The 18,865-nt window shown below is 70.4% G+C and carries 17 protein-coding genes; 4 read left to right on the top strand and 13 right to left on the bottom strand.

The features are described from left to right. Nucleotides 1-9 precede the first annotated feature (9 nt). A complete protein-coding gene (locus HJD23_RS31805) occupies nt 10-1,671 on the top strand; it encodes an alkaline phosphatase D family protein (protein WP_171115283.1) in 1,662 nt (553 codons plus the stop codon). A 7-nt stretch (nt 1,672-1,678) separates the two neighbouring features. Here the strand turns inward: HJD23_RS31805 and HJD23_RS31800 are convergent, their stop codons facing one another. Beyond that, entirely contained in the window at nt 1,679-2,248 is a 570-nt protein-coding gene (locus HJD23_RS31800) for a dienelactone hydrolase family protein (protein ID WP_171115285.1), read from the bottom strand. Nucleotides 2,249-2,354: 106 nt separating this feature from the next. Between HJD23_RS31800 and HJD23_RS31795 the strand changes: the two genes are divergently transcribed. Both HJD23_RS31795 and HJD23_RS31790 read left to right on the top strand, forming a co-directional pair. Next, nucleotides 2,355-3,476: a mechanosensitive ion channel domain-containing protein gene (locus tag HJD23_RS31795; RefSeq protein WP_171115287.1), complete on the top strand. Its 1,122-nt coding sequence runs from the start codon at nt 2,355-2,357 to the stop codon at nt 3,474-3,476. A 5-nt stretch (nt 3,477-3,481) separates the two neighbouring features. Continuing rightward, on the top strand, nt 3,482-3,637 hold the full coding sequence (locus HJD23_RS31790; RefSeq protein WP_171115288.1) for a hypothetical protein: 156 nt from the start codon (nt 3,482-3,484) through the stop codon (nt 3,635-3,637). A 14-nt stretch (nt 3,638-3,651) separates the two neighbouring features. Here the strand turns inward: HJD23_RS31790 and HJD23_RS31785 are convergent, their stop codons facing one another. From HJD23_RS31785 to HJD23_RS31770, 4 genes are all read right to left on the bottom strand, one after another. Continuing rightward, complete coding sequence (locus HJD23_RS31785) at nt 3,652-4,119, bottom strand: GNAT family N-acetyltransferase (RefSeq protein ID WP_171115290.1); 468 nt, start codon at nt 4,117-4,119, stop codon at nt 3,652-3,654. Continuing rightward, nucleotides 4,116-5,060 (bottom strand): RluA family pseudouridine synthase, encoded by a 945-nt coding sequence (locus HJD23_RS31780; protein ID WP_171115292.1) that lies wholly within the window; start codon nt 5,058-5,060, stop codon nt 4,116-4,118. The genes HJD23_RS31785 and HJD23_RS31780 overlap by 4 nt, the downstream gene beginning before the upstream one ends. Nucleotides 5,061-5,131: 71 nt before the next feature. Next, nucleotides 5,132-5,794, bottom strand: coding sequence for a signal peptidase II (gene lspA / locus HJD23_RS31775; RefSeq protein WP_171115294.1), 663 nt, complete (start codon nt 5,792-5,794; stop codon nt 5,132-5,134). Between the two features lie 76 nt (nt 5,795-5,870). Then, nucleotides 5,871-7,400, bottom strand: a complete 1,530-nt coding sequence (locus HJD23_RS31770; RefSeq protein WP_332112414.1) for a histone H1-like repetitive region-containing protein — start codon at nt 7,398-7,400, stop codon at nt 5,871-5,873. Nucleotides 7,401-8,352: 952 nt separating this feature from the next. Here HJD23_RS31770 and ileS point away from each other — a divergent pair. After that, the gene (gene ileS, locus HJD23_RS31765) at nt 8,353-11,490 is read left to right on the top strand and encodes an isoleucine--tRNA ligase (RefSeq protein ID WP_171115298.1); all 3,138 of its coding nucleotides are present in this window, start codon (nt 8,353-8,355) and stop codon (nt 11,488-11,490) included. Between the two features lie 204 nt (nt 11,491-11,694). On the opposite strand, the gene HJD23_RS31760 is transcribed toward ileS, so the two are convergent. From HJD23_RS31760 to murG, 8 genes are all read right to left on the bottom strand, one after another. Beyond that, nucleotides 11,695-12,831 (bottom strand): DivIVA domain-containing protein, encoded by a 1,137-nt coding sequence (locus HJD23_RS31760; RefSeq protein ID WP_171115300.1) that lies wholly within the window; start codon nt 12,829-12,831, stop codon nt 11,695-11,697. Nucleotides 12,832-12,884: 53 nt separating this feature from the next. Continuing rightward, the gene (locus HJD23_RS31755; RefSeq protein ID WP_007448661.1) at nt 12,885-13,169 is read right to left on the bottom strand and encodes a YggT family protein; all 285 of its coding nucleotides are present in this window, start codon (nt 13,167-13,169) and stop codon (nt 12,885-12,887) included. Between the two features lie 80 nt (nt 13,170-13,249). Next, complete coding sequence (gene sepF / locus HJD23_RS31750; protein ID WP_171115302.1) at nt 13,250-13,891, bottom strand: cell division protein SepF; 642 nt, start codon at nt 13,889-13,891, stop codon at nt 13,250-13,252. 129 nt (nt 13,892-14,020) lie between these two features. Next, nucleotides 14,021-14,740, bottom strand: coding sequence for a YggS family pyridoxal phosphate-dependent enzyme (locus HJD23_RS31745; RefSeq protein WP_171115305.1), 720 nt, complete (start codon nt 14,738-14,740; stop codon nt 14,021-14,023). 6 nt (nt 14,741-14,746) lie between these two features. Then, a complete protein-coding gene (gene pgeF, locus HJD23_RS31740) occupies nt 14,747-15,478 on the bottom strand; it encodes a peptidoglycan editing factor PgeF (RefSeq protein ID WP_171115307.1) in 732 nt (243 codons plus the stop codon). Further along, complete coding sequence (gene ftsZ, locus HJD23_RS31735; RefSeq protein WP_171115309.1) at nt 15,475-16,665, bottom strand: cell division protein FtsZ; 1,191 nt, start codon at nt 16,663-16,665, stop codon at nt 15,475-15,477. Before ftsZ ends, pgeF begins: the two co-directional genes overlap by 4 nt. 278 nt (nt 16,666-16,943) lie before the next feature. Then, nucleotides 16,944-17,738 carry an FtsQ-type POTRA domain-containing protein gene (locus tag HJD23_RS31730; RefSeq protein WP_171115311.1) on the bottom strand — a complete coding sequence of 265 codons (795 nt, stop codon included), beginning with the start codon at nt 17,736-17,738 and terminating at the stop codon, nt 16,944-16,946. Between the two features lie 26 nt (nt 17,739-17,764). After that, on the bottom strand, nt 17,765-18,862 hold the full coding sequence (murG, locus tag HJD23_RS31725) for an undecaprenyldiphospho-muramoylpentapeptide beta-N-acetylglucosaminyltransferase (RefSeq protein WP_171115313.1): 1,098 nt from the start codon (nt 18,860-18,862) through the stop codon (nt 17,765-17,767). Between the last annotated feature and the right edge of the window lie 3 nt (nt 18,863-18,865).

Raw genomic sequence — 18,865 nt, 5'->3', positions numbered from 1 at the left:
TGATCACCCGTGACCAGTCGAAACAGACCCATCACGGGCCTCAACTTCCCCGCTCCGCGCCGCCGTACGGTCGTCAAGGCGGCCGCCGCCGGAGCCGTCCTCGCCGCCCCGCTCGCCGGCGCCCTGCCCGCCCGCGCGGCCACCGAAACCCCCGCCTTCCTGCACGGCGTCGCCTCCGGGGACCCGCTCCCGGACGGCATCCTGCTGTGGACCCGGGTGACGCCCACCGCCGAGGCGACGCCCGGTTCCGGACTCGGCCCGGACACCGAGGTCAGCTGGATCGTCGCCCGGGACAAGGCCTTCACGAACATCGTCGCCAAAGGCTCCACCACCGCGACCGCCGCCTCCGACCACACGGTGAAGGCCGACATACGCGGCCTCGCGCCCGCCACCGACTACTGGTTCCGCTTCTCGGCCGGCGGCACCGACTCCCCGGCCGGCCGCGCCCGCACCGCCCCCGCCACCGACGCCGCCGTCGCGGGCCTCCGCTTCGGTGTGGTCTCGTGCGCCAACTGGGAGGCCGGCTACTTCGCGGCGTACCGCCACCTCGCCGCCCGCGGCGACCTGGACGCCTGGCTGCACCTCGGCGACTACATCTACGAGTACGCCGCCGGCGAGTACGGCACCCGGGGCACCTCCGTCCGCGCGCACGCCCCCGCGCACGAGATCCTCACCCTCGCCGACTACCGCGTCCGGCACGGCCGTTACAAGACCGACCCGGATCTGCAGGCGCTGCACGCGGCCGCCCCGGTCGTGGCGATCTGGGACGACCACGAGATCGCCAACGACGCCTGGTCCGGCGGTGCCGAGAACCACACCGAGGGCGCCGAGGGCACCTGGGCCGCCCGCCAGGCCGCCGCCAAGCAGGCCTACTTCGAGTGGATGCCGGTCCGCCCGGCCGTCGCCGGCACCACCTACCGCCGACTGCGCTTCGGCAAGCTCGCCGACCTCTCCCTGCTCGACCTGCGCTCCTTCCGCTCCCAGCAGGCCGCGTTCGGCAACGGCGACGTCGACGACCCGGACCGCACCCTCACCGGGCGCGCCCAACTCGACTGGCTGAAGGCGGGCCTGAAGTCCTCCGACACCACCTGGCGGCTGGTCGGCAACTCGGTGATGATCTCGCCGTTCGCCGTCGGCTCGCTCTCCGCCGAGCTGCTGAAGCCGCTGGCCAAACTGCTGGGCCTGCCGCAGGAGGGCCTCGCCATCAACACCGACCAGTGGGACGGCTACACCGACGACCGCCGCGAACTCCTCGCCCACCTGCGCTCGAACGCGATCCGCAACACGGTCTTCCTCACCGGCGACATCCACATGGCATGGGCCAACGACGTGCCGGTGAACGCCGGTACGTACCCGCTGTCGGCGTCCGCCGCCACGGAGTTCGTGGTCACCTCGGTCACGTCCGACAACCTCGACGACCTGGTGAAGGTCCCCGAGGGCACCGTCTCCGCCGTCGCCTCGCCGATCATCCGCGCGGCCAACCGGCATGTCCACTGGGTCGACACCGACCGCCACGGCTACGGCGTCCTGGACATCACCGCCGAGCGCGCGCAGATGGACTACTACGTCCTCTCCAACCGCACCAAGGCCGACGCGACCGCCTCCTGGAGCCGCTCCTACCGCACGCGCAGCGGCACACAGAAGGTCGAGCGGACGTACGACCCCGTGTAATCGCACGCTAGAGACTGTCGAGGAAGCCGAGCGCCACCCGCCAGGTGGCCTCGGCGGCCTCCTCGTCGTAGTCCGGCAGGTCCGTGTCGGTGTACAGGTGCCCGGCCCCGGCGTACCGGTAGATCTCCACGTCCGCCCCGGCCCGGCGCATCTGCAGATACCAGGCGCTCAGCCAGTCGTCCGTCTCGAACGGGTCCGGCTCGGCGACATGCAGCTGCACCGGCAGGTCGTCCACCGAGACGTTCGGCGCCAGGTCCGACGTGCCGTGCAGGAGCAGCAGTCCGCGCGCCTTCTCGTCGCCCAGCGCGAGGGTCTGCGCGACCGAGGCGCCGAACGAGAACCCGGCGTACACCAGCCCCCGCTCCGAGTAGGGCGCGGCGGCCAGCACGGCCCGCTTCAGCAGCTCGTCCTTGCCGATCTCCTCCTTGAACGCCATGCCGTCCTCGGCCGTCTCGAACGTGCGCCCCTCGAAGAGGTCGGGCGTCCACACCTCGTGACCGGCGGTGCGCAGCCGGTCCGCCGCGGCGCGCACCGCGGGTCTGAGGCCGTAGGTCGAGTGAAACAGCATGATGTTCATGAGGCCATGGTGCCAGCCGGGTACGACAACGCAGGTCCGGGCACTACCCCGATCCGCCGCGAAGTCACATGTTCACTGCCCCCCGGTACTGGTTACGTTCGAGGGCATGGAGAACCTGCTCCGCCCTCTCATAGTGATCGGCGGCTCGGTCGGCCTCGGCCTGCTCATCGGCTGGGCCACCGACCGGCTGCTGCGCAAGGCCGACGAGCGGCACCCGGAGACACCGCTGTGGGGTCTGCTGCGCCGGGGGCGCATCCCCTACCAACTCGTGCTGTGCGCGGCCCTGCTGAGAGCGTCGTACGACGAGGCGCAGCTGCTCCAGGACCACCGGGTCGGCGTCGGCCAGACGCTCACGCTGGTGATGATCGGATCGGCGGCCTGGCTGGTGATCCGGATCGCGGCGGCCGTCGTCGAGACGTCGTACACGCGCTACGCCAGCTCCCGCGCCCAGCGCGACCCGGCGCGGGTCCGCCGGGTGCGCACCCAGGTGACGCTGATCATGCGGGTGGTCGCGGCGGTCGTCGGCGTGGTGGCCATCGCGGCGATGCTGCTGACGTTCCCGGCGTTCCGCGCGGCGGGCGCCTCGCTGCTGGCCTCGGCCGGCATCCTCGGCATCGTCGCCGGTGTGGCGGCGCAGTCCACGCTGAGCAACATGTTCGCGGGGCTGCAGATCGCGTTCGGCGACATGGTGCGCATAGGGGACACGGTCGTGGTGGACGGCGAGTGGGGCACCGTGGAGGAGATCACGCTGACCTACCTCACGGTCCGCACGTGGGACGAACGCCGGATCACGATGCCGGTGTCGTACTTCACGTCCAAGCCCTTCGAGAACTGGTCGCGCGGCAGCCCGCAGATGACCGGCATCGTCTACTGGCACCTCGATCACACCGCCCCCGTGGAGGCGATGCGCGAGCAGCTCCGCGACATCCTGCGCGAGTGCCCCGCGTGGGACGGCCGCCACTACGGCGTCGACGTCACGGACACCACGCCCAACACGATGGAGGTACGGGCCCTGGTGACGGCGAAGGACGCGGACGACGTCTGGAAGGTACGGGTCACGGTCCGCGAGCGGATGATCGCCTGGCTGATCCGCGAACACCCGTACGCCCTCCCCCGAGTCAACACCGCGGACGCGCTCCTCCCTCCGGGCTCCACCCCCCACCGCCCGTCCCCCGACGGCACCCCCCAACGCCGAGCGGTGGACACCCCGAGACCGGACCGGGGCTGAGGTACGTGGCCGACAACAACCGGACCAGCCGCACCAGTACGACGACCCCCACGATCGCCGCCGGCCAGCCCAGCAGCTCACCCCACCGCCCGGACGCCGTCCGGATCGCGTCGAGCAGCGCGAGCACGATGCCCACGTTGAACGGTCAGGACCGCCGCTGAACGGTCAACCCCCGCTAGAGCGAACGCCGCATCGCCCGGTGCGGTATTCCCGCGTCGGGGAACTCCGGCCCGTACGCCACGTACCCCAACCGCTCGTAGAACCCCAGCGCATGCGTCTGCGCGTGCAGATCGACCGCCGACAGCCCACGCGCGCGTGCCGCGTCCTCGATGGCCCGCACCAGCGCGCCCCCGACACCGAGTCCGCGCGCCTCCCGGGTCACCGCGAGGCGCCCGAGCGACCCCACCGACGGATCGCCCCCGGTCTTGGCGGCCGCCGCGGCCCCGTACAGCAGCCGCCCGGTCCCGAGCGGCACGCCGTCCTCCCGTACGGCGAGCACATGCAGCGCGCCGGCGTCGTACGCGTCGTACTCGACATCCTCCGGTACGCCCTGTTCGGCGACGAAGACCTCCTTGCGTACGGCGAAACACGCCTCGCGGTCGGCCTCCTCCTCGGCGACCCGCACGACGTACCCGGGGCTCATCCGTAGGTCTCCTCGCGCACCTTGTCCAACGCGCTCTGCAGGTCGTCCGGGTAGTCGCAGGCGAACTCCACCCACTCACCGTCGCCGGGGTGCTCGAAGCCCAGCCGTACGGCGTGCAGCCACTGCCGGGTCAGGCGGAGCCGCTTGGCGAGGGTCGGGTCGGCGCCGTACGTCAGGTCGCCCACGCAGGGGTGGCGGTGGGCGGCCATGTGGACGCGGATCTGGTGAGTGCGGCCCGTCTCCAGTTTGACGTCGAGGAGGGAGGCCGCGCGGAACGCCTCGATCAGGTCGTAGTGCGTGACGGACGGCTTGCCGTCGGCCGTGACCGCCCACTTGTAGTCGTGGTTGGGGTGGCGGCCGATGGGCGCGTCGATGGTGCCGCTGGTGGGGTCGGGGTGGCCCTGGACGAGGGTGTGGTACCGCTTGTCGACCGTGCGCTGCTTGAACTGCCGCTTGAGCGAGGTGTAGGCGCGCTCGGACTTGGCGACCACCATCAGCCCCGACGTACCGACGTCGAGCCGGTGCACGATGCCCTGGCGCTCGGCCGCGCCGGACGTGGAGATCCGGTACCCGGCCGCCGCCAGGCCGCCGATGACCGTCGGCCCGGTCCATCCCGGACTCGGGTGCGCGGCCACGCCGACCGGCTTGACGATGACGACCACGTCCTCGTCGTCGTGCACGATCTCCATGCCCTCGACCGGCTCGGCCACCACCTGCACGGGCGGGGCCGCCTGCGGCATCTCGACCTCCAGCCAGGCGCCGCCGCGCACCCGCTCGGACTTGCCGACCGCCGTGCCGTCGACCAGCACCTTGCCCGCCGCGGCGAGCTCCGCGGCCTTGGTACGGGAGAAGCCGAACATGCGGGAGATGGCGGCGTCGACGCGCTCGCCCTCCAGGCCGTCCGGCACGGGCAGGGTACGGATCTCGGGAATCGTGCTCACCCGTCGAGTATGCCGGACGGGTCCGACACCGCTGACCGGAGGCTGTTGATCAGTCCTTGTGATCCTTGTGATCAGTCCTTGTGGACGGTGCCGTCCGGGTCGAGGCCCTTGAAGGACAGCAGCACGATCAGGATGCCGCCGCACACGATGGCCGAGTCGGCGAGGTTGAACACGGCGAAGTGCTTGGGCGCGATGAAGTCGACGACCGCGCCCTGGAAGACGCCCGGGGAGCGGAAGATCCGGTCGGTGAGGTTGCCGAGCGCACCGCCGAGCAGCAGGCCGAGGGCGATCGCCCAGGGCAGGCTGTACAGCTTGCGGGCGAGCCGGGCGATCACCACGATCACCGCCGCCGCGATCACCGTGAAGATCACGGTGAAGGCCTCGCCGAAGCCGAAGGCGGCGCCCGCGTTGCGGATCGCCTCGAAGCGCAGCCAGTCCCCGATGACCTCGATCGGCTCGTGGTGCTCCAGCTTGGCGACCACGATCATCTTGCTGATCAGGTCGAGGGCGTACGCGAAACCGGCGACCGCGAACAGCACGGCGATCCGGCGCTTGCCCCGGGGCCGCTCGGCCGGGGCGTCGCGCTCGTCCGTGCCGGACGCACCGGCCGCTGCCGCCGCCGCCTCGGCGCCGGACCGTTCCTGCGACGCGGCGTCGTCGCCCGGCCGCTCCTGCTCGGCCCGCGCCGCGTCCGGGGTGCCCGGCATACCGATGATGCGCTCCGCCTCTGCCACGTGAGTCCCTCAACCTAGGTGCCTGACTGAGCACGAGGGTACGGCACGCCCGGGACGGCACACGTGCTCGGCCGGGTCAGTAGCGGCGCTCCTGCTTCTGCTTGCACTCGACGCACAGCGTGGCGCGGGGGAAGGCCTGCATACGGGCCTTGCCGATGGGGTTGCCGCAGTTCTCGCAGAGGCCGTATGTACCCGCGTCGAGGCGTTGCAGGGCGTGCTCGGTCTGGGTGAGCATCTCGCGCGCGTTGGCGGCGAGGGCCAGCTCGTGCTCGCGGGTGATGTTCTTGGCGCCGGTGTCGGCCTGGTCGTCGCCGGCGCCGTCGCCGGAGTCCCGCATGAGGCCGGCGAGGGACGTCTCCGCGTTGGCGATCTCGGCGCTCAGCCGCTCCATCTCGGACGTCAGCTCTCCGCGCGCCTCCGCGACCTCTTCCGGGGTCCAGGGGTCCTCACCGGGGCGCACCGCGAGATCGCCCGGCTCCGCCGCGGCGACCCGTGCCTTGGGGACGGCGGTCTTCGCCGCCGTGGCCTGCCCAGGGGTCTTCTTCGCAACCACTGTCGTGGCTCCCGTCTGCCTCGCGGCCTGCGCCGCGCCCACCTTCTTGCCCGTACTCCGCCCGCCCGCCCCCTTCAAGGCGCGCTCCGGCTCCCCAACGACAACTGCCGCGCCCTCACCGACGCCCACCTCGCCGACTACTGCGCCCACTGCCTTCTCGGCGACGGCCTCCTCACCCGCCGCGCGCTCAGACACCGCCGCCTCCTCGACCGCGGCTTCCTTGGCCGACGCCACCTTCCTTGCCCCGGCCTTCTTGACCGACGCCACCTCCTCGACCGCGGCCTCCTTGGCCGACGCCACCTTCCTTGCCCCGGCCTTCTTGACCGACGCCGCCTCCTTGGCGACGGTCCCCTCAGCCGCCGCCCGCGCAGACACCGCCGCCTCCTCGACCGCAGCTTCCTTGGCCGACGCCACCTTCTTTGCCCCGGCCTTCTTGACCGACGCCGCCTCCTCGACCGCGGCCTCCTTGGCCGACGCCGCCTTCTTTGCCACGGCTTCCTTCGATGCCGCAGCCTCCTTGGCAGCTGTCCTCTTGGCGGCAGCCTTCTCAGCAGCGGTCTTCTTGACCACCGCTTCCTTCGGCCCCGCCGTCTTCTCGACCACCGCCGGCGTGGCCGCAGGTGTCTTCTTGGCGGCGGTCTTCTTGGCCGTAGGCTTCTTCGCCGCCCGCTTCCCGGCCGCCACCTCTCCGGCCACCGTCTTCTTGACCGGCGCCTTCTTGACCGGCGCCTTCTTCACGGCCCGCTTCTCGCTGGCCTCCTTCCCAGCGGCAGCCTTCTCGGGCACCGCTGCCTCCGGTGCCCCCTTCTTGCCCGGCGCCTTCTTCGCCGCACGCTTCCCGGCAGCCTCCTCTTTGACGGCGGATTTCTTGGCAGCCGCCTTCTTGGCGGCCACACCCGCAACCGGCGCTTTCTTGGCCGCAGCCTCCTTGGCCGCCGTCTTCGCAGCGATCTTCCCGCCGCCCGCCTCCTTGGCCGCAGCCTCCTTGGCCGCCGCCTTCACGCCAGTCTTCCCGCCGCCCGCCTCCTTGGCCGCGACCTTCTGCCTCGCCACCTGCTTGGCCGCACCCTTGCCCGCGGCCCCCTTCTCGCCCGCCGCCCCCGCCGAAGCCGTACCCTTCCCACCCCCCACCCCCGAGGAAACCCGCCCCCTCGCCGCCCCCGACTTCGCAGGCGCCGCCCGCGCCCCACCCGCCTTCTCGGCGGTCGCCCCCCGCACCCGCTGCACGGCCTTGCCCACCGCGCGCTTCGCGACCGACGCCACCCCCTGCGTGCTCTTCTTCCCGCCCGCCCCTTGGCCGCACCACCGGACGCCCCCGCCACCCCGCCCGAGGCGCTCGTGGACCTGCCGGACGCCGACTGCTGTACGGCGGTCTTCTTCGCCACCATGGCCGCGGCCCCTTCACATATTGTGATCTTGCACGCGAATCGTGCTGGGACGATAAATCGACTCGGGTCCCGCGGCAACGGGGCACGCCGCCCGAATCGCCCGCCCCACGGCCGCCACGCGGCCGGCATGCATGCGTTGTGCCCAGCTCCCCGCCAGGTAATCCGTCGAGCCCGACATCATAGGATCCGATGTCGTATAAGTGACCAATCGGGTCATATTACATCCACCCCGCCACCCCCAGCCCTCGCCGGAAATTCCGGTCCGCAGAAATCCGGTCGGCCCCTGTCCGCCCGGCGCCGTACACTGGGCGGAGCGAGAAGCGTGGATGGGGACGAGTAGCGGCGTACGCAGCCCAGAGCGACCCGGGGACGGTGGAAGCCCGGGGGCGAGCGCGACGTGAAGATCACCCCGGAGCCGCCGGAAGAAAGCCCAGCTCAAGATCCAGGGTCAGTAGAACCGGCATCGCGACCCCAATGAGGGGGCTCACCGAGGCACACCAGTGCGCCGGCGAGCCAAGGAGGGTGGTACCGCGGGAGCGCGCCGAAAGCGGCGTAAAGAAAGACGGCTCTCGTCCCTCCGGACGGAAGGCAGCAAGTCCGCCGGAGGAAGCTCGCAGATGACAACGCCGACGTACCGCCAGGTGCCCGCCCAGGTCGACCTGCCCGCCCTTGAGCACGCCGTGCTCGACTTCTGGCGCGAGCAGAAGATCTTCGCCAAGAGCCTGGAGCAGTCCGAGGGCCGCCCGGAGTGGGTGTTCTACGAAGGCCCGCCCACCGCGAACGGCATGCCGGGCGCCCACCACATCGAGGCCCGCGTCTTCAAGGACGTCTTCCCCCGCTTCCGCACCATGCGCGGCTACCACGTGGCCCGCAAGGCCGGCTGGGACTGCCACGGCCTCCCGGTGGAGCTGGCGGTGGAGAAGGAGCTGGGCTTCTCCGGCAAGAAGGACATCGAGGCGTACGGCATCGCCGAGTTCAACGCCAAGTGCCGCGAGTCCGTGCTCCGCCACACCGACGCCTTCGCCGAGCTGACGACCCGCATGGGCTACTGGGTCGACCTCGACGAGGCATACGTGACCATGGAGCCCGAGTACATCGAGTCGGTCTGGTGGTCGCTGAAGGAGATCTTCAACAAGGGCCTCCTCGTCCAGGACCACCGCGTCGCCCCCTGGTGCCCCCGCTGCGGCACCGGCCTGTCCGACCACGAGCTGGCCCAGGGCTACGAGACGGTCGTCGACCCCTCCGTCTACGTCCGCTTCCCCCTCACCTCCGGCCCCCTCGCCGGCGACGCCGCGCTCCTGGTGTGGACGACCACCCCCTGGACCCTGGTCTCCAACACGGCCGTCGCCGCCCACCCCGAGGTCACCTACGTCGTCGCGACGAACGGCGAGGAGCAGCTCGTCGTCGCCGAACCGCTGGTCGAAAAGGCGCTCGGCGAGGGCTGGGAGACCACCGGCCAGACCTTCACCGGCGCCGAGATGGAGCGCTGGACGTACCAGCGTCCCTTCGAGCTGGTCGAGTTCCCGGCCCCCGCCCATTTCATCGTCAACGCCGAATACGTCACCACGGAGGACGGCACCGGCCTGGTCCACCAGTCCCCCGCCTTCGGTGAGGACGACCTCAAGGTCTGCCGCGCCTACGGCCTGCCGGTCGTGAACCCGGTCCGCCCGGACGGCACCTTCGAGGAGGACCTCCCCCTCGTCGGCGGCGCCTTCTTCAAGAAGGCCGACGAAAAGCTCACCGAGGACCTCGGCAACCGCGGCCTGCTCTTCAAGCACCTGCCGTACGAGCACAGCTACCCGCACTGCTGGCGCTGCCACACCGCGCTGCTCTACTACGCGCAGCCGTCCTGGTACATCCGCACGACGGCCATCAAAGACCGTCTGCTGGAGGAGAACGAGCGGACCAACTGGTACCCGGACACGGTCAAGCACGGCCGCTACGGCGACTGGCTCAACAACAACATCGACTGGGCCCTGTCCCGCAACCGCTACTGGGGCACCCCGCTGCCGATCTGGCGCTGCGAGGACGACCACCTCACGGTCGTCGGCTCCCGCGCCGAGCTCACCGAGCTGACCGGCACGGACCAGTCCGGCCTCGACCCGCACCGCCCGTTCATCGACGAGGTCACCTTCGCCTGCCCGCACTGCCGGCAGACGGCCACGCGCGTGCCGGAGGTCATCGACGCCTGGTACGACTCGGGTTCGATGCCGTTCGCGCAGTGGGGCTACCCGTACAAGAACAAGGACCTCTTCGAGTCCCGCTACCCGGCGCAGTTCATCAGCGAGGCCATCGACCAGACCCGCGGCTGGTTCTACACGCTGATGGCGGTCGGCACCCTCGTCTTCGACAAGTCGTCGTACGAGAACGTCGTCTGTCTCGGCCACATCCTCGCCGAGGACGGCCGGAAGATGTCCAAGCACCTGGGCAACATCCTCCAGCCGATCCCGCTCATGGACCAGCACGGCGCCGACGCGGTCCGCTGGTTCATGGCGGCCGGCGGCTCCCCGTGGGCGGCCCGCCGCGTCGGCCACGGCACCATCCAGGAGGTCGTCCGCAAGACGCTCCTCACCTACTGGAACACGGTCGCCTTCCAGGCCCTGTACGCGCGCACGTCGAACTGGGCCCCGTCCGCGGCCGACCCGGCCCCGGCCGACCGCCCGCTGCTCGACCGCTGGCTGCTGTCCGAACTGCACGCGCTGACCGACCAGGTGACCCAGTCCCTGGAGGCGTACGACACCCAGCGCGCCGGCAAGCTGCTGTCGGCGTTCGTCGACGATCTGTCGAACTGGTACGTACGCCGCTCCCGGCGCCGCTTCTGGCAGGGCGACAAGGCGGCGCTGCGCACCCTGCACGAGGTCGTCGAGACGGTCACGAAGCTGATGGCCCCGCTCACCCCGTTCATCACCGAGCGGGTCTGGCAGGACCTGATCGTGCCGGTCACGCCCGGGGCACCGGAGTCGGTGCATCTGTCCTCCTGGCCGGAGGCGGATCTGACCGCCATCGACCCGGAGCTGTCGAAGCAGATGGTGCTGGTGCGCCGCCTGGTGGAGCTGGGCCGGGCCACGCGCGCGGAGTCGGGCGTCAAGACGCGTCAGCCGCTGCGGCGCGCGCTGATCGCCGCGACCGGGTTCGCCGCCCTCTCCCCCGAACTGCACACGCAGATCACGGAGGAGCTGAACGTCGAGTCGCTCGCGTCGCTGAGCGAGGTCGGCGGCTCCCTGGTCGACACGACGGCCAAGGCCAACTTCCGTGCGCTGGGCAAGCGGTTCGGCAAGCGCGTCCAGGACGTCGCCAAGGCCATCGCGAACGCCGACGCGGCCGCGCTGTCCCTCGCCCTGCGCGAGGGCACGGCGTCGGTGGAAGTCGACGGCGAGACGATCACCCTGGCCCCGGACGAGGTCATCATCACGGAGACCCCGCGTGAGGGTTGGTCGGTGGCCTCGGACTCGGGTGCCACGGTCGCCCTGGACCTGGAGATCACGGAGGAACTCCGCCGCGCGGGCCTCGCCCGGGACGCGATCCGCCTGATCCAGGAGGCTCGCAAGAACAGCGGCCTCGACGTCGCCGACCGCATCGCGCTGCGCTGGACGGCGACGGACCCGGCGACGATCGCCGCCCTCGGCGACCACGCGACGCTGATCGCCGACGAGGTCCTGGCAACGGACTTCGCCCAGGGCGAGGCGGACGACAGCTACGGCTCCCCGTTCACGGACGAGCCTCTGACCCTGACGTTCCGCCTGCGCAAGGCGTAACAACCCACACGAAGGCCCGGGTCCATCAAAAAATCTTGGTGGACCCGGGCCTTCGGCGTTGCGTACACCCACACATCTGCGCCTACACCCGAACGCACACGGCAAAAGCCGCGAACACGCGTAGCAAAAGGGCGGGGCCCCGGACTCGGAATCCGGGGCCCCGCCCTATGAACGCTGCCGATGCCTACGCCGTACTACGGACTGTCAGTTGTCGTCCTCGTCGATGAGGAACCCGCGCATGGGCGAGGGAGCCTGACCCATCGGCGACGGGCCCTGCGGCCGTACCGGAGCCATCGGCTGGGTCATCGCCGGGGACATCTGCTGCTGGCTGCCGTACGACGGGCCGGACGGCGAGGGGCCGCCACCCATCGTCTGGTTGCCGCCGTACGACGGGGCACTCGCGCCGGCCGGGGCCATGGAGGGCGCCGGGGACGGCGGGAGGGACGCGGTCGCCGGAGTACGCGGCGGGGCGAGCGAGTCGTCCGCCTGGGTCTCCAGCTGACGCAGCTGCGACTCCAGGTAGGACTTCAGGCGCGTGCGGTACTCCCGCTCGAAGCCGCGCAGGTCCTCGACCTTGCGCTCCAGCGTGGCGCGGGCGGACTCCAGCGAGCCCATCGCGACACGGTGCTTCTCCTGGGCGTCCCGCTCCAGCGCGTCGGCCTTGGCGCGGGCGTCCCGCTCCAGGCCCTCGGCGCGCGAACGAGCCTCACCGACGATCTTGTTGGCCTCGGAACGGGCCTCCGCGATCGCCTGGTCGGCGGTCTGCTGGGCCAGCGACAGAACGCGCGCGGCGCTGTCGCCCCCGGGGCCCTGACCGGGCATACCGGGACCACCCATCGGACCGCCCATGGGGCCCGGGCCCATCTGGCCCTGCATCGGCCCCTGGCCCATCGGACCCTGACCCATCGGGCCGGGACCCTGCGGACCCTGACCGCCGGGACCGGCGGGCAGTTGCGGCGCACCGCTCGGCAGCTGGGGCGGGCCACCCATGGGGCCACCCATCTGCTGCTGCGGCGGGCCCGATATGCCGGCGGGTACGGGAGCGCCGGGACCGCGCATGCCCTGCTGCGGCATGCCCTGCTGGGGCATACCGCCCTGCTGGGGCATACCCTGCTGCTGGTCCTGCCCCTCCGGAGGCTTGCGCATGTTCTGCTGGTTCTGGGCGGCGGCGCGGGTGGCCGCGGCCAGCTTGGCGCGCAGGTCCTCGTTCTCGCGGAGGAGACGGGTCAGCTCGGCTTCGACCTCGTCGAGGAAGGCATCGACCTCGTCCTCGTCATAGCCTTCTCGGAGGCGGACGGTCGTGAACTGCTTGTTCCGCACGTCCTCGGGGGTCAACGGCATCTCTTCACCTCAACGTAGTCGTCGGCATTCGGCAAGACCGTAGTTCACATCGCTCACAGCCGGCTCACGATCGAGATCAGGATGTAGACGATGATCATCAGTACGAAGAAGGACAGGTCGAGCGCCACGCCCCCGAGACGCAGCGGCGGGATGAACCGCCGCAGAAGCTTGAGCGGTGGATCAGTGACAGTGTAGGTGGCCTCCAGAACGACCACCATCGCCTTGCCGGGTTGCCATGAGCGGGCGAACTGGAAGACGTAGTCCATGACCAACCGGAAGATGAGCACGATGAGGAAGCACATCAGCGCGATGTAAACGACGTCCAGGACCACGCTCATGACCCTTGCTTCCCTCTCCCCTGATCCGTGCTCTGGGTACTGCTCGGTGATGCTTGTACTGCTGTTTCCGGTCGTGCGTCTCAGCTCTGGTTGAAGAACCCGCCCTCTGCGATGCGGGCCTTGTCCTCCGCCGTGACATCGACGTTAGCAGGAGACAACAGGAACACCTTCTGCGTCACCCGCTCGATACTGCCGTGAAGACCAAACACCAAACCCGCCGCAAAGTCGACAAGTCGCTTGGCATCTGTGTCATCCATCTCAGTCAAATTCATGATCACCGGAGTGCCCTCACGGAAGTGTTCCCCGATGGTACGGGCCTCGTTGTAGGTCCTCGGGTGAAGCGTGGTGATCCGGTACGGCTCTCGTTCCGACACAACCTTGGGCATGATCACCGGTGCGTTCTTCTCCAGGCTTGCGCGTTCTTGTGTGATGGATGCCACGGGCGCGATGCGCGCCGGACGGCCGGATTCCGCGGGTAGCGAAGCGGAGTGGGAGACCGGCTCGCGGGGCGCCGGAGGCTGCACCACTCGTACCGGTTCATCCCTTTGGGACTGATGTGCACCGTGGGACTGGTGCGACGAGTCGTGCCGCCGGTGGTCCCGCTCGGGTTCCGGGTCGAGTTCGGGCTCGAAGTCGTCGTCGGGGTCGAATCCCCGGCCGTCGTACCCATCGTCCTCCACGAGGCCGAGGTAGACCGCCATCTTGCGCATCGCGCCGGCCATGCTCTGAGTCCTCCGCTCTGTGGTGGATCGGCTGACGACTGCCAAGTGCCCGCGATCCACGAGGTCGTTACGCCCGCCCTTCGACGGCAATGACCATATTTTCTGCTGTGGTCCGACTTCTTGGCGACGTTACCCGAGCCTGGGGCGGACTCCGAGTACCGCGGTGCCGACGCGCACATGTGTCGCTCCGGCGGCCACGGCCTGTTCGAGGTCCGCGCTCATCCCTGCCGAGACCATGGTGGCAGCCGGATGGGTCCGGCGCAGGTCAGTCGACAAATCCATCATCCGCTCGAACGCCGCCAGTTCGTGTCCCGCGTACTCCCCGGTGAGCGGCGCGACGGTCATCAGTCCGTCCAGCCGCAGTCCCGGAGCGCCGGCCACGAGATCCGCCAACTCGCCGATTCCGCTCGGCGCCACGCCACCCCGCTCCCCTCTCGCGCTCTCACCCGCGTCGAGCGCGACCTGGATGAGGCATCCCACCTCGCGCCCGGCGCGCACGGCCTCCTTGGACAGAGCCGTGACGAGCCGGGAACGATCGACGGACTGTACGAGATCCGCGTAACCGACCACGGAACGCACCTTGTTGGTCTGCAACTGGCCGACGAAGTGCCACGTAAGGGGCAGATCCGAGCACTCCGCGGCCTTGGGTGCCGCGTCCTGGTCGCGGTTCTCGGCGACATGGCGCACACCGAGTTCCGACAGGATCCGTACATCGGCCGCGGGATAGGTCTTGGTGACCACGATCAGGGTCACCTCCTCGCGCCGCCGCCCGGCGGCCGCGCACGCGGCGGCGATGCGCTCCTCGACCTGTCCCAGATTCCTGGCGAGTTCGTCCTTACGGTCCGTCATGTTCCATCATTCCAGCCACACATAGCCCGCGAGCCGACCGGTGGTGCGGTCGCGGCGGTACGAGAAGTGGTCGCCCGACTCCAGCGTGCACACCGGCGACTGCGCCCGGTCGCGCACCCCGAGCCGGGCGAGCTGGGCGTGTACGCCGGCGGCCACGTCGACCGCGGGCGTGCCCCAACTCGTCTCGGCGTACGCCTCCGGCTCGACGGCGGCCACCTCGGCGCGCATCGCCTCCGGCACCTCGTAGCACCGGCCGCACACGGCGGGTCCGGTGCGGGCCACGATCCGGTCCGGTTCGGCACCCAGTTCCATCATCGCGCGTAGCGCGGCGGGGACGACGCCGGCGACCATGCCGGGCCGGCCCGCGTGGGCCGCGGCGGCGACCCCGGCGACGGGGTCGGCGAGCAGGACCGGTACGCAGTCGGCGGTGAGGACGGCGAGGGCGAGGCCGCGGTGCCGGGTCACGATCGCGTCGACCGAGGGGATCGGCTCAGCGGAGTCCCAGGGTCCGTCGACCACGGCCACGTCGTCGCCGTGCACCTGGTTCATCCAGACCACCCGCCCGGCGTCCAGCCCCAGGGACTTGGCGGCCAGCTCGCGATTGGTCCGTACCGCCCCGGGGTCGTCGCCGACCGCCCCGCCCAGGTTGAGCTCCTCGTACGGAACGGCGCTCACCCCGCCCCACCGGTCGGTGAAGCCGAAGTGCGCGCCGTTCACGGTGTCGCGCTGTCCTATCACTTCAGGAAGTCCGGTACGTCCAGTTCCTCGGCCGCGCTCTCCGCGTAGCTGCGCGACGGCGGGACCGGCGGCGGCGCCTGGATCTCGCTCACCGGCTCGGGCGCGGGCTCCGGCTCCTCCTTCGGCTTGACGCTGCCGAGGGCGCCGAAGGACGGGCGGCTCTCGGTCTGCCGTACCGGAGTCGGCTCCTCGCGCTTGGCGGAGGACGAGCCGAGGACGTTGTCCCGGCGGGCCGGGGGCTGGCCCCCGTCGAAGCCGGCGGCGATCACGGTGACCCGGACCTCGTCGCCGAGGGCGTCGTCGATGACCGCGCCGAAGATGATGTTGGCCTCGGGGTGGGCGGCCTCGCTGACCAGCTGGGCGGCCTCGTTGATCTCGAACAGGCCGAGGTCGGAGCCGCCGGAGATGGAGAGCAGCACGCCCCGGGCGCCGTCGATGGACGCTTCGAGGAGCGGCGAGGAGATCGCCATCTCGGCCGCGGCCACCGCACGGTCGTCGCCACGGGCCGAGCCGATGCCCATGAGGGCCGAACCGGCCTCGGACATGACCGACTTGACGTCGGCGAAGTCGAGGTTGATGAGGCCGGGGGTGGTGATGAGGTCGGTGATGCCCTGGACACCGGAGAGGAGGACCTGGTCCGCCGACTTGAAGGCGTCGAGGACGGAGACCTGGCGGTCCGAGATGGAGAGCAGCCGGTCGTTCGGGATGACGATGAGGGTGTCGACCTCTTCGCGGAGCTCGGCGATGCCGTCCTCGGCCTGGTTGGCGCGGCGCCGTCCCTCGAAGGTGAACGGGCGCGTGACCACGCCGATGGTGAGGGCGCCGAGGGAGCGTGCGATGTTGGCCACGACGGGCGCGCCGCCGGTGCCGGTGCCGCCGCCTTCACCGGCCGTCACGAAGACCATGTCGGCCCCCTTGAGGACCTCCTCGATCTCCTCGCGGTGGTCCTCGGCGGCCTTGCGGCCGACGGCCGGGTTGGCTCCGGCGCCGAGTCCGCGGGTGAGTTCACGGCCCACGTCGAGCTTGACGTCGGCGTCGCTCATCAACAGCGCCTGCGCGTCGGTGTTGATGGCGATGAACTCGACGCCCTTGAGACCGACCTCGATCATCCGGTTGATGGCATTGACACCACCGCCGCCGACACCGATGACCTTGATGACTGCGAGGTAGTTCTGCGGTGCTGCCACGTCGAAGGCCTCTCGCCTCGAATTACGTGCCGTCGTCTCGCGGTGCCCCGCGATCCGACGACTGATGCCGAATGGGACGGTCCGTATCGCCGACCCGAACCCTAACGCTGAAGTTTAGGGTTACCAGTGTGTCTGTTCCCTGGAGTCTTCTGAACAGGACACTAAGTCGACAAGTGGCGCACGTTCAACGAACACGCCGAACCTCCCGTTTTTCTTTTCACCCTATGTGATCAGCCGTAGCGCTGCCCAACCAGGGTGCTGGCCTGCGCTGATGTGCGTCAACTCCCCGATGACGCAGGGGCGGTGGGAACGCTGACATCGAAGTGCCGGGCGCCGGGGGCGGCTTTCATGAGAGCGGTGAGCGTACGGGCTTTGGCGCGCCCCTTCTCGCTGCTGCCCCACGCGACGGTGCGTCCGTCGCTCAACTCCAGTGAGATGTCGTCGTAGGAACGGACCTTGACGACCCGGGTCTGGTGGGCGACGGCGGCCGGAACGGCACCGGCGGCCCGGACCGCCTCACGCATGAGACGGCTCTCGCCGAAGCGGCGGTGGCTGGGCACGGCCGAACCCGTCCGGGACACCGTCAATTCAAGGAGCGGAACGCCTTTCGGAGCCTCAGAAACCGTGGCGAACCGGACACCTTCGTCGTCCACTTCCACAAACTTCGTGCCCTTTTTGACAAGGAGAACCGGCGTCCGCTCGGTCACTTTCAGGCCGATTCCATGAGGCCAGGAACGGACTACCTGAACCGCATCAATTCGGGGCAATTTCTGACGCAGTCGTGCCTCAATCCCGTCGGTGTCGACGGAAATCAGCGGCGCTCCGACCGGCACGTCGGCGGCCTCGCGCACCTGCGCGGGCGTCAGGACGCGAGTTCCGGAGACGGTCACGCGCTCCACGCGTGTCCACTGCGAGCCGTACAACAGCCAGCCGGCACCGGTGCCGAGAAGAATCAGGACAATCGCAAGGATGATGATCGTACGAAGCCGGAACCGCCTCAACCGCCGGACGAGGGGCGGGCCGGACGACTCCTGCTGGCGTGCACCGCGCTCGGCGGTGGTCGGTCCGGCCACGCTTCCTGCCTTCCGTTCAAACGTGCCTAACGGTGTGCACGGTGGGCGGCGATCGCCTCGTACACCATGCCGACGAGGAGTTCGTCGGCGTCCCGGCGGCCGAACTCGCCGGCGGCGCGGGACATCTCGTACAGCCGGTGCGGGTCGGCGAGCACGGGCAGGACGTTCTGCTGCACCCACTCCGGGGTGAGTTCCGCGTCGTCGACCAGCAGTCCGCCGCCGGCCTTGACCACCGGCTGGGCGTTCAGCCGCTGTTCGCCGTTGCCGATGGGCAGCGGGACGTAGGCGGCCGGGAGTCCGACGGCGGAGAGTTCGGCGACGGTCATCGCGCCCGCGCGGCAGAGCATCATGTCGGCCGCGGCGTACGCGAGGTCCATCCGGTCCAGGTAACTTACCGGGATGTAGGGGGGCATTCCCGGCATCTGGTGCACCTGCGGCAGTTCGTTCTTCGGGCCGACCGCGTGCAGGATCTGGATCCCGGCCTGCTGAAGGTAGGGCGCGACCTGCTGGACCACCTCGTTGAGGCGGCGGGCGCCCTGCGAGCCGCCGGAGACCAGCAGTGTGGGCAGGTTGGGGTCGAGGCCGAACATGTGCCGGGCCTCGGGGCGGGCGGCGGCCCGGTCGAGGGTGGCGATGGCGCGGCGCAGCGGGATGCCGATGTAGCGGGCGCCGCGCAGCTTGCTGTCCGGGGTGGAGACGGCGACCTGGGCGGCGTACCGCGAACCGATCTTGTTGGCGAGGCCGGGACGGGCGTTCGCCTCGTGGACGACGATCGGCACGCCGAGGCGCTTGGCGGCCAGATAGCCGGGCAGGGCGACATAGCCGCCGAAGCCGACCACCGCGTCCGCCTTGGTGCGCTCCAGGATCTGCTCGGCCGCCTTGATCGTGCCGCGCAGCCGGCCCGGGACGGTGATCAGCTCGGGAGTGGGCTTGCGCGGCAGCGGTACGGCGGGGATCAGCGCCAGCTCATAGCCCCGCTCCGGGACGAGCCGGGTCTCCAGGCCGCGCTCCGTGCCCAGGGCCGTGATCCCCACCGTCGGGTCCTGCCTGCGCAGGGCGTCCGCGAGGGCGAGCGCGGGCTCGATGTGGCCGGCGGTCCCCCCACCAGCGAGTACGACATGCACCGA

Origin of the sequence: Streptomyces sp. Z423-1 (assembly GCF_013009255.1) — a bacterium.
Taxonomy (GTDB): domain Bacteria; phylum Actinomycetota; class Actinomycetes; order Streptomycetales; family Streptomycetaceae; genus Streptomyces; species Streptomyces gossypiisoli.
Note: the sequence above shows the minus strand (reverse complement) of the source record. Positions and strands in the feature narration are given on the sequence as shown.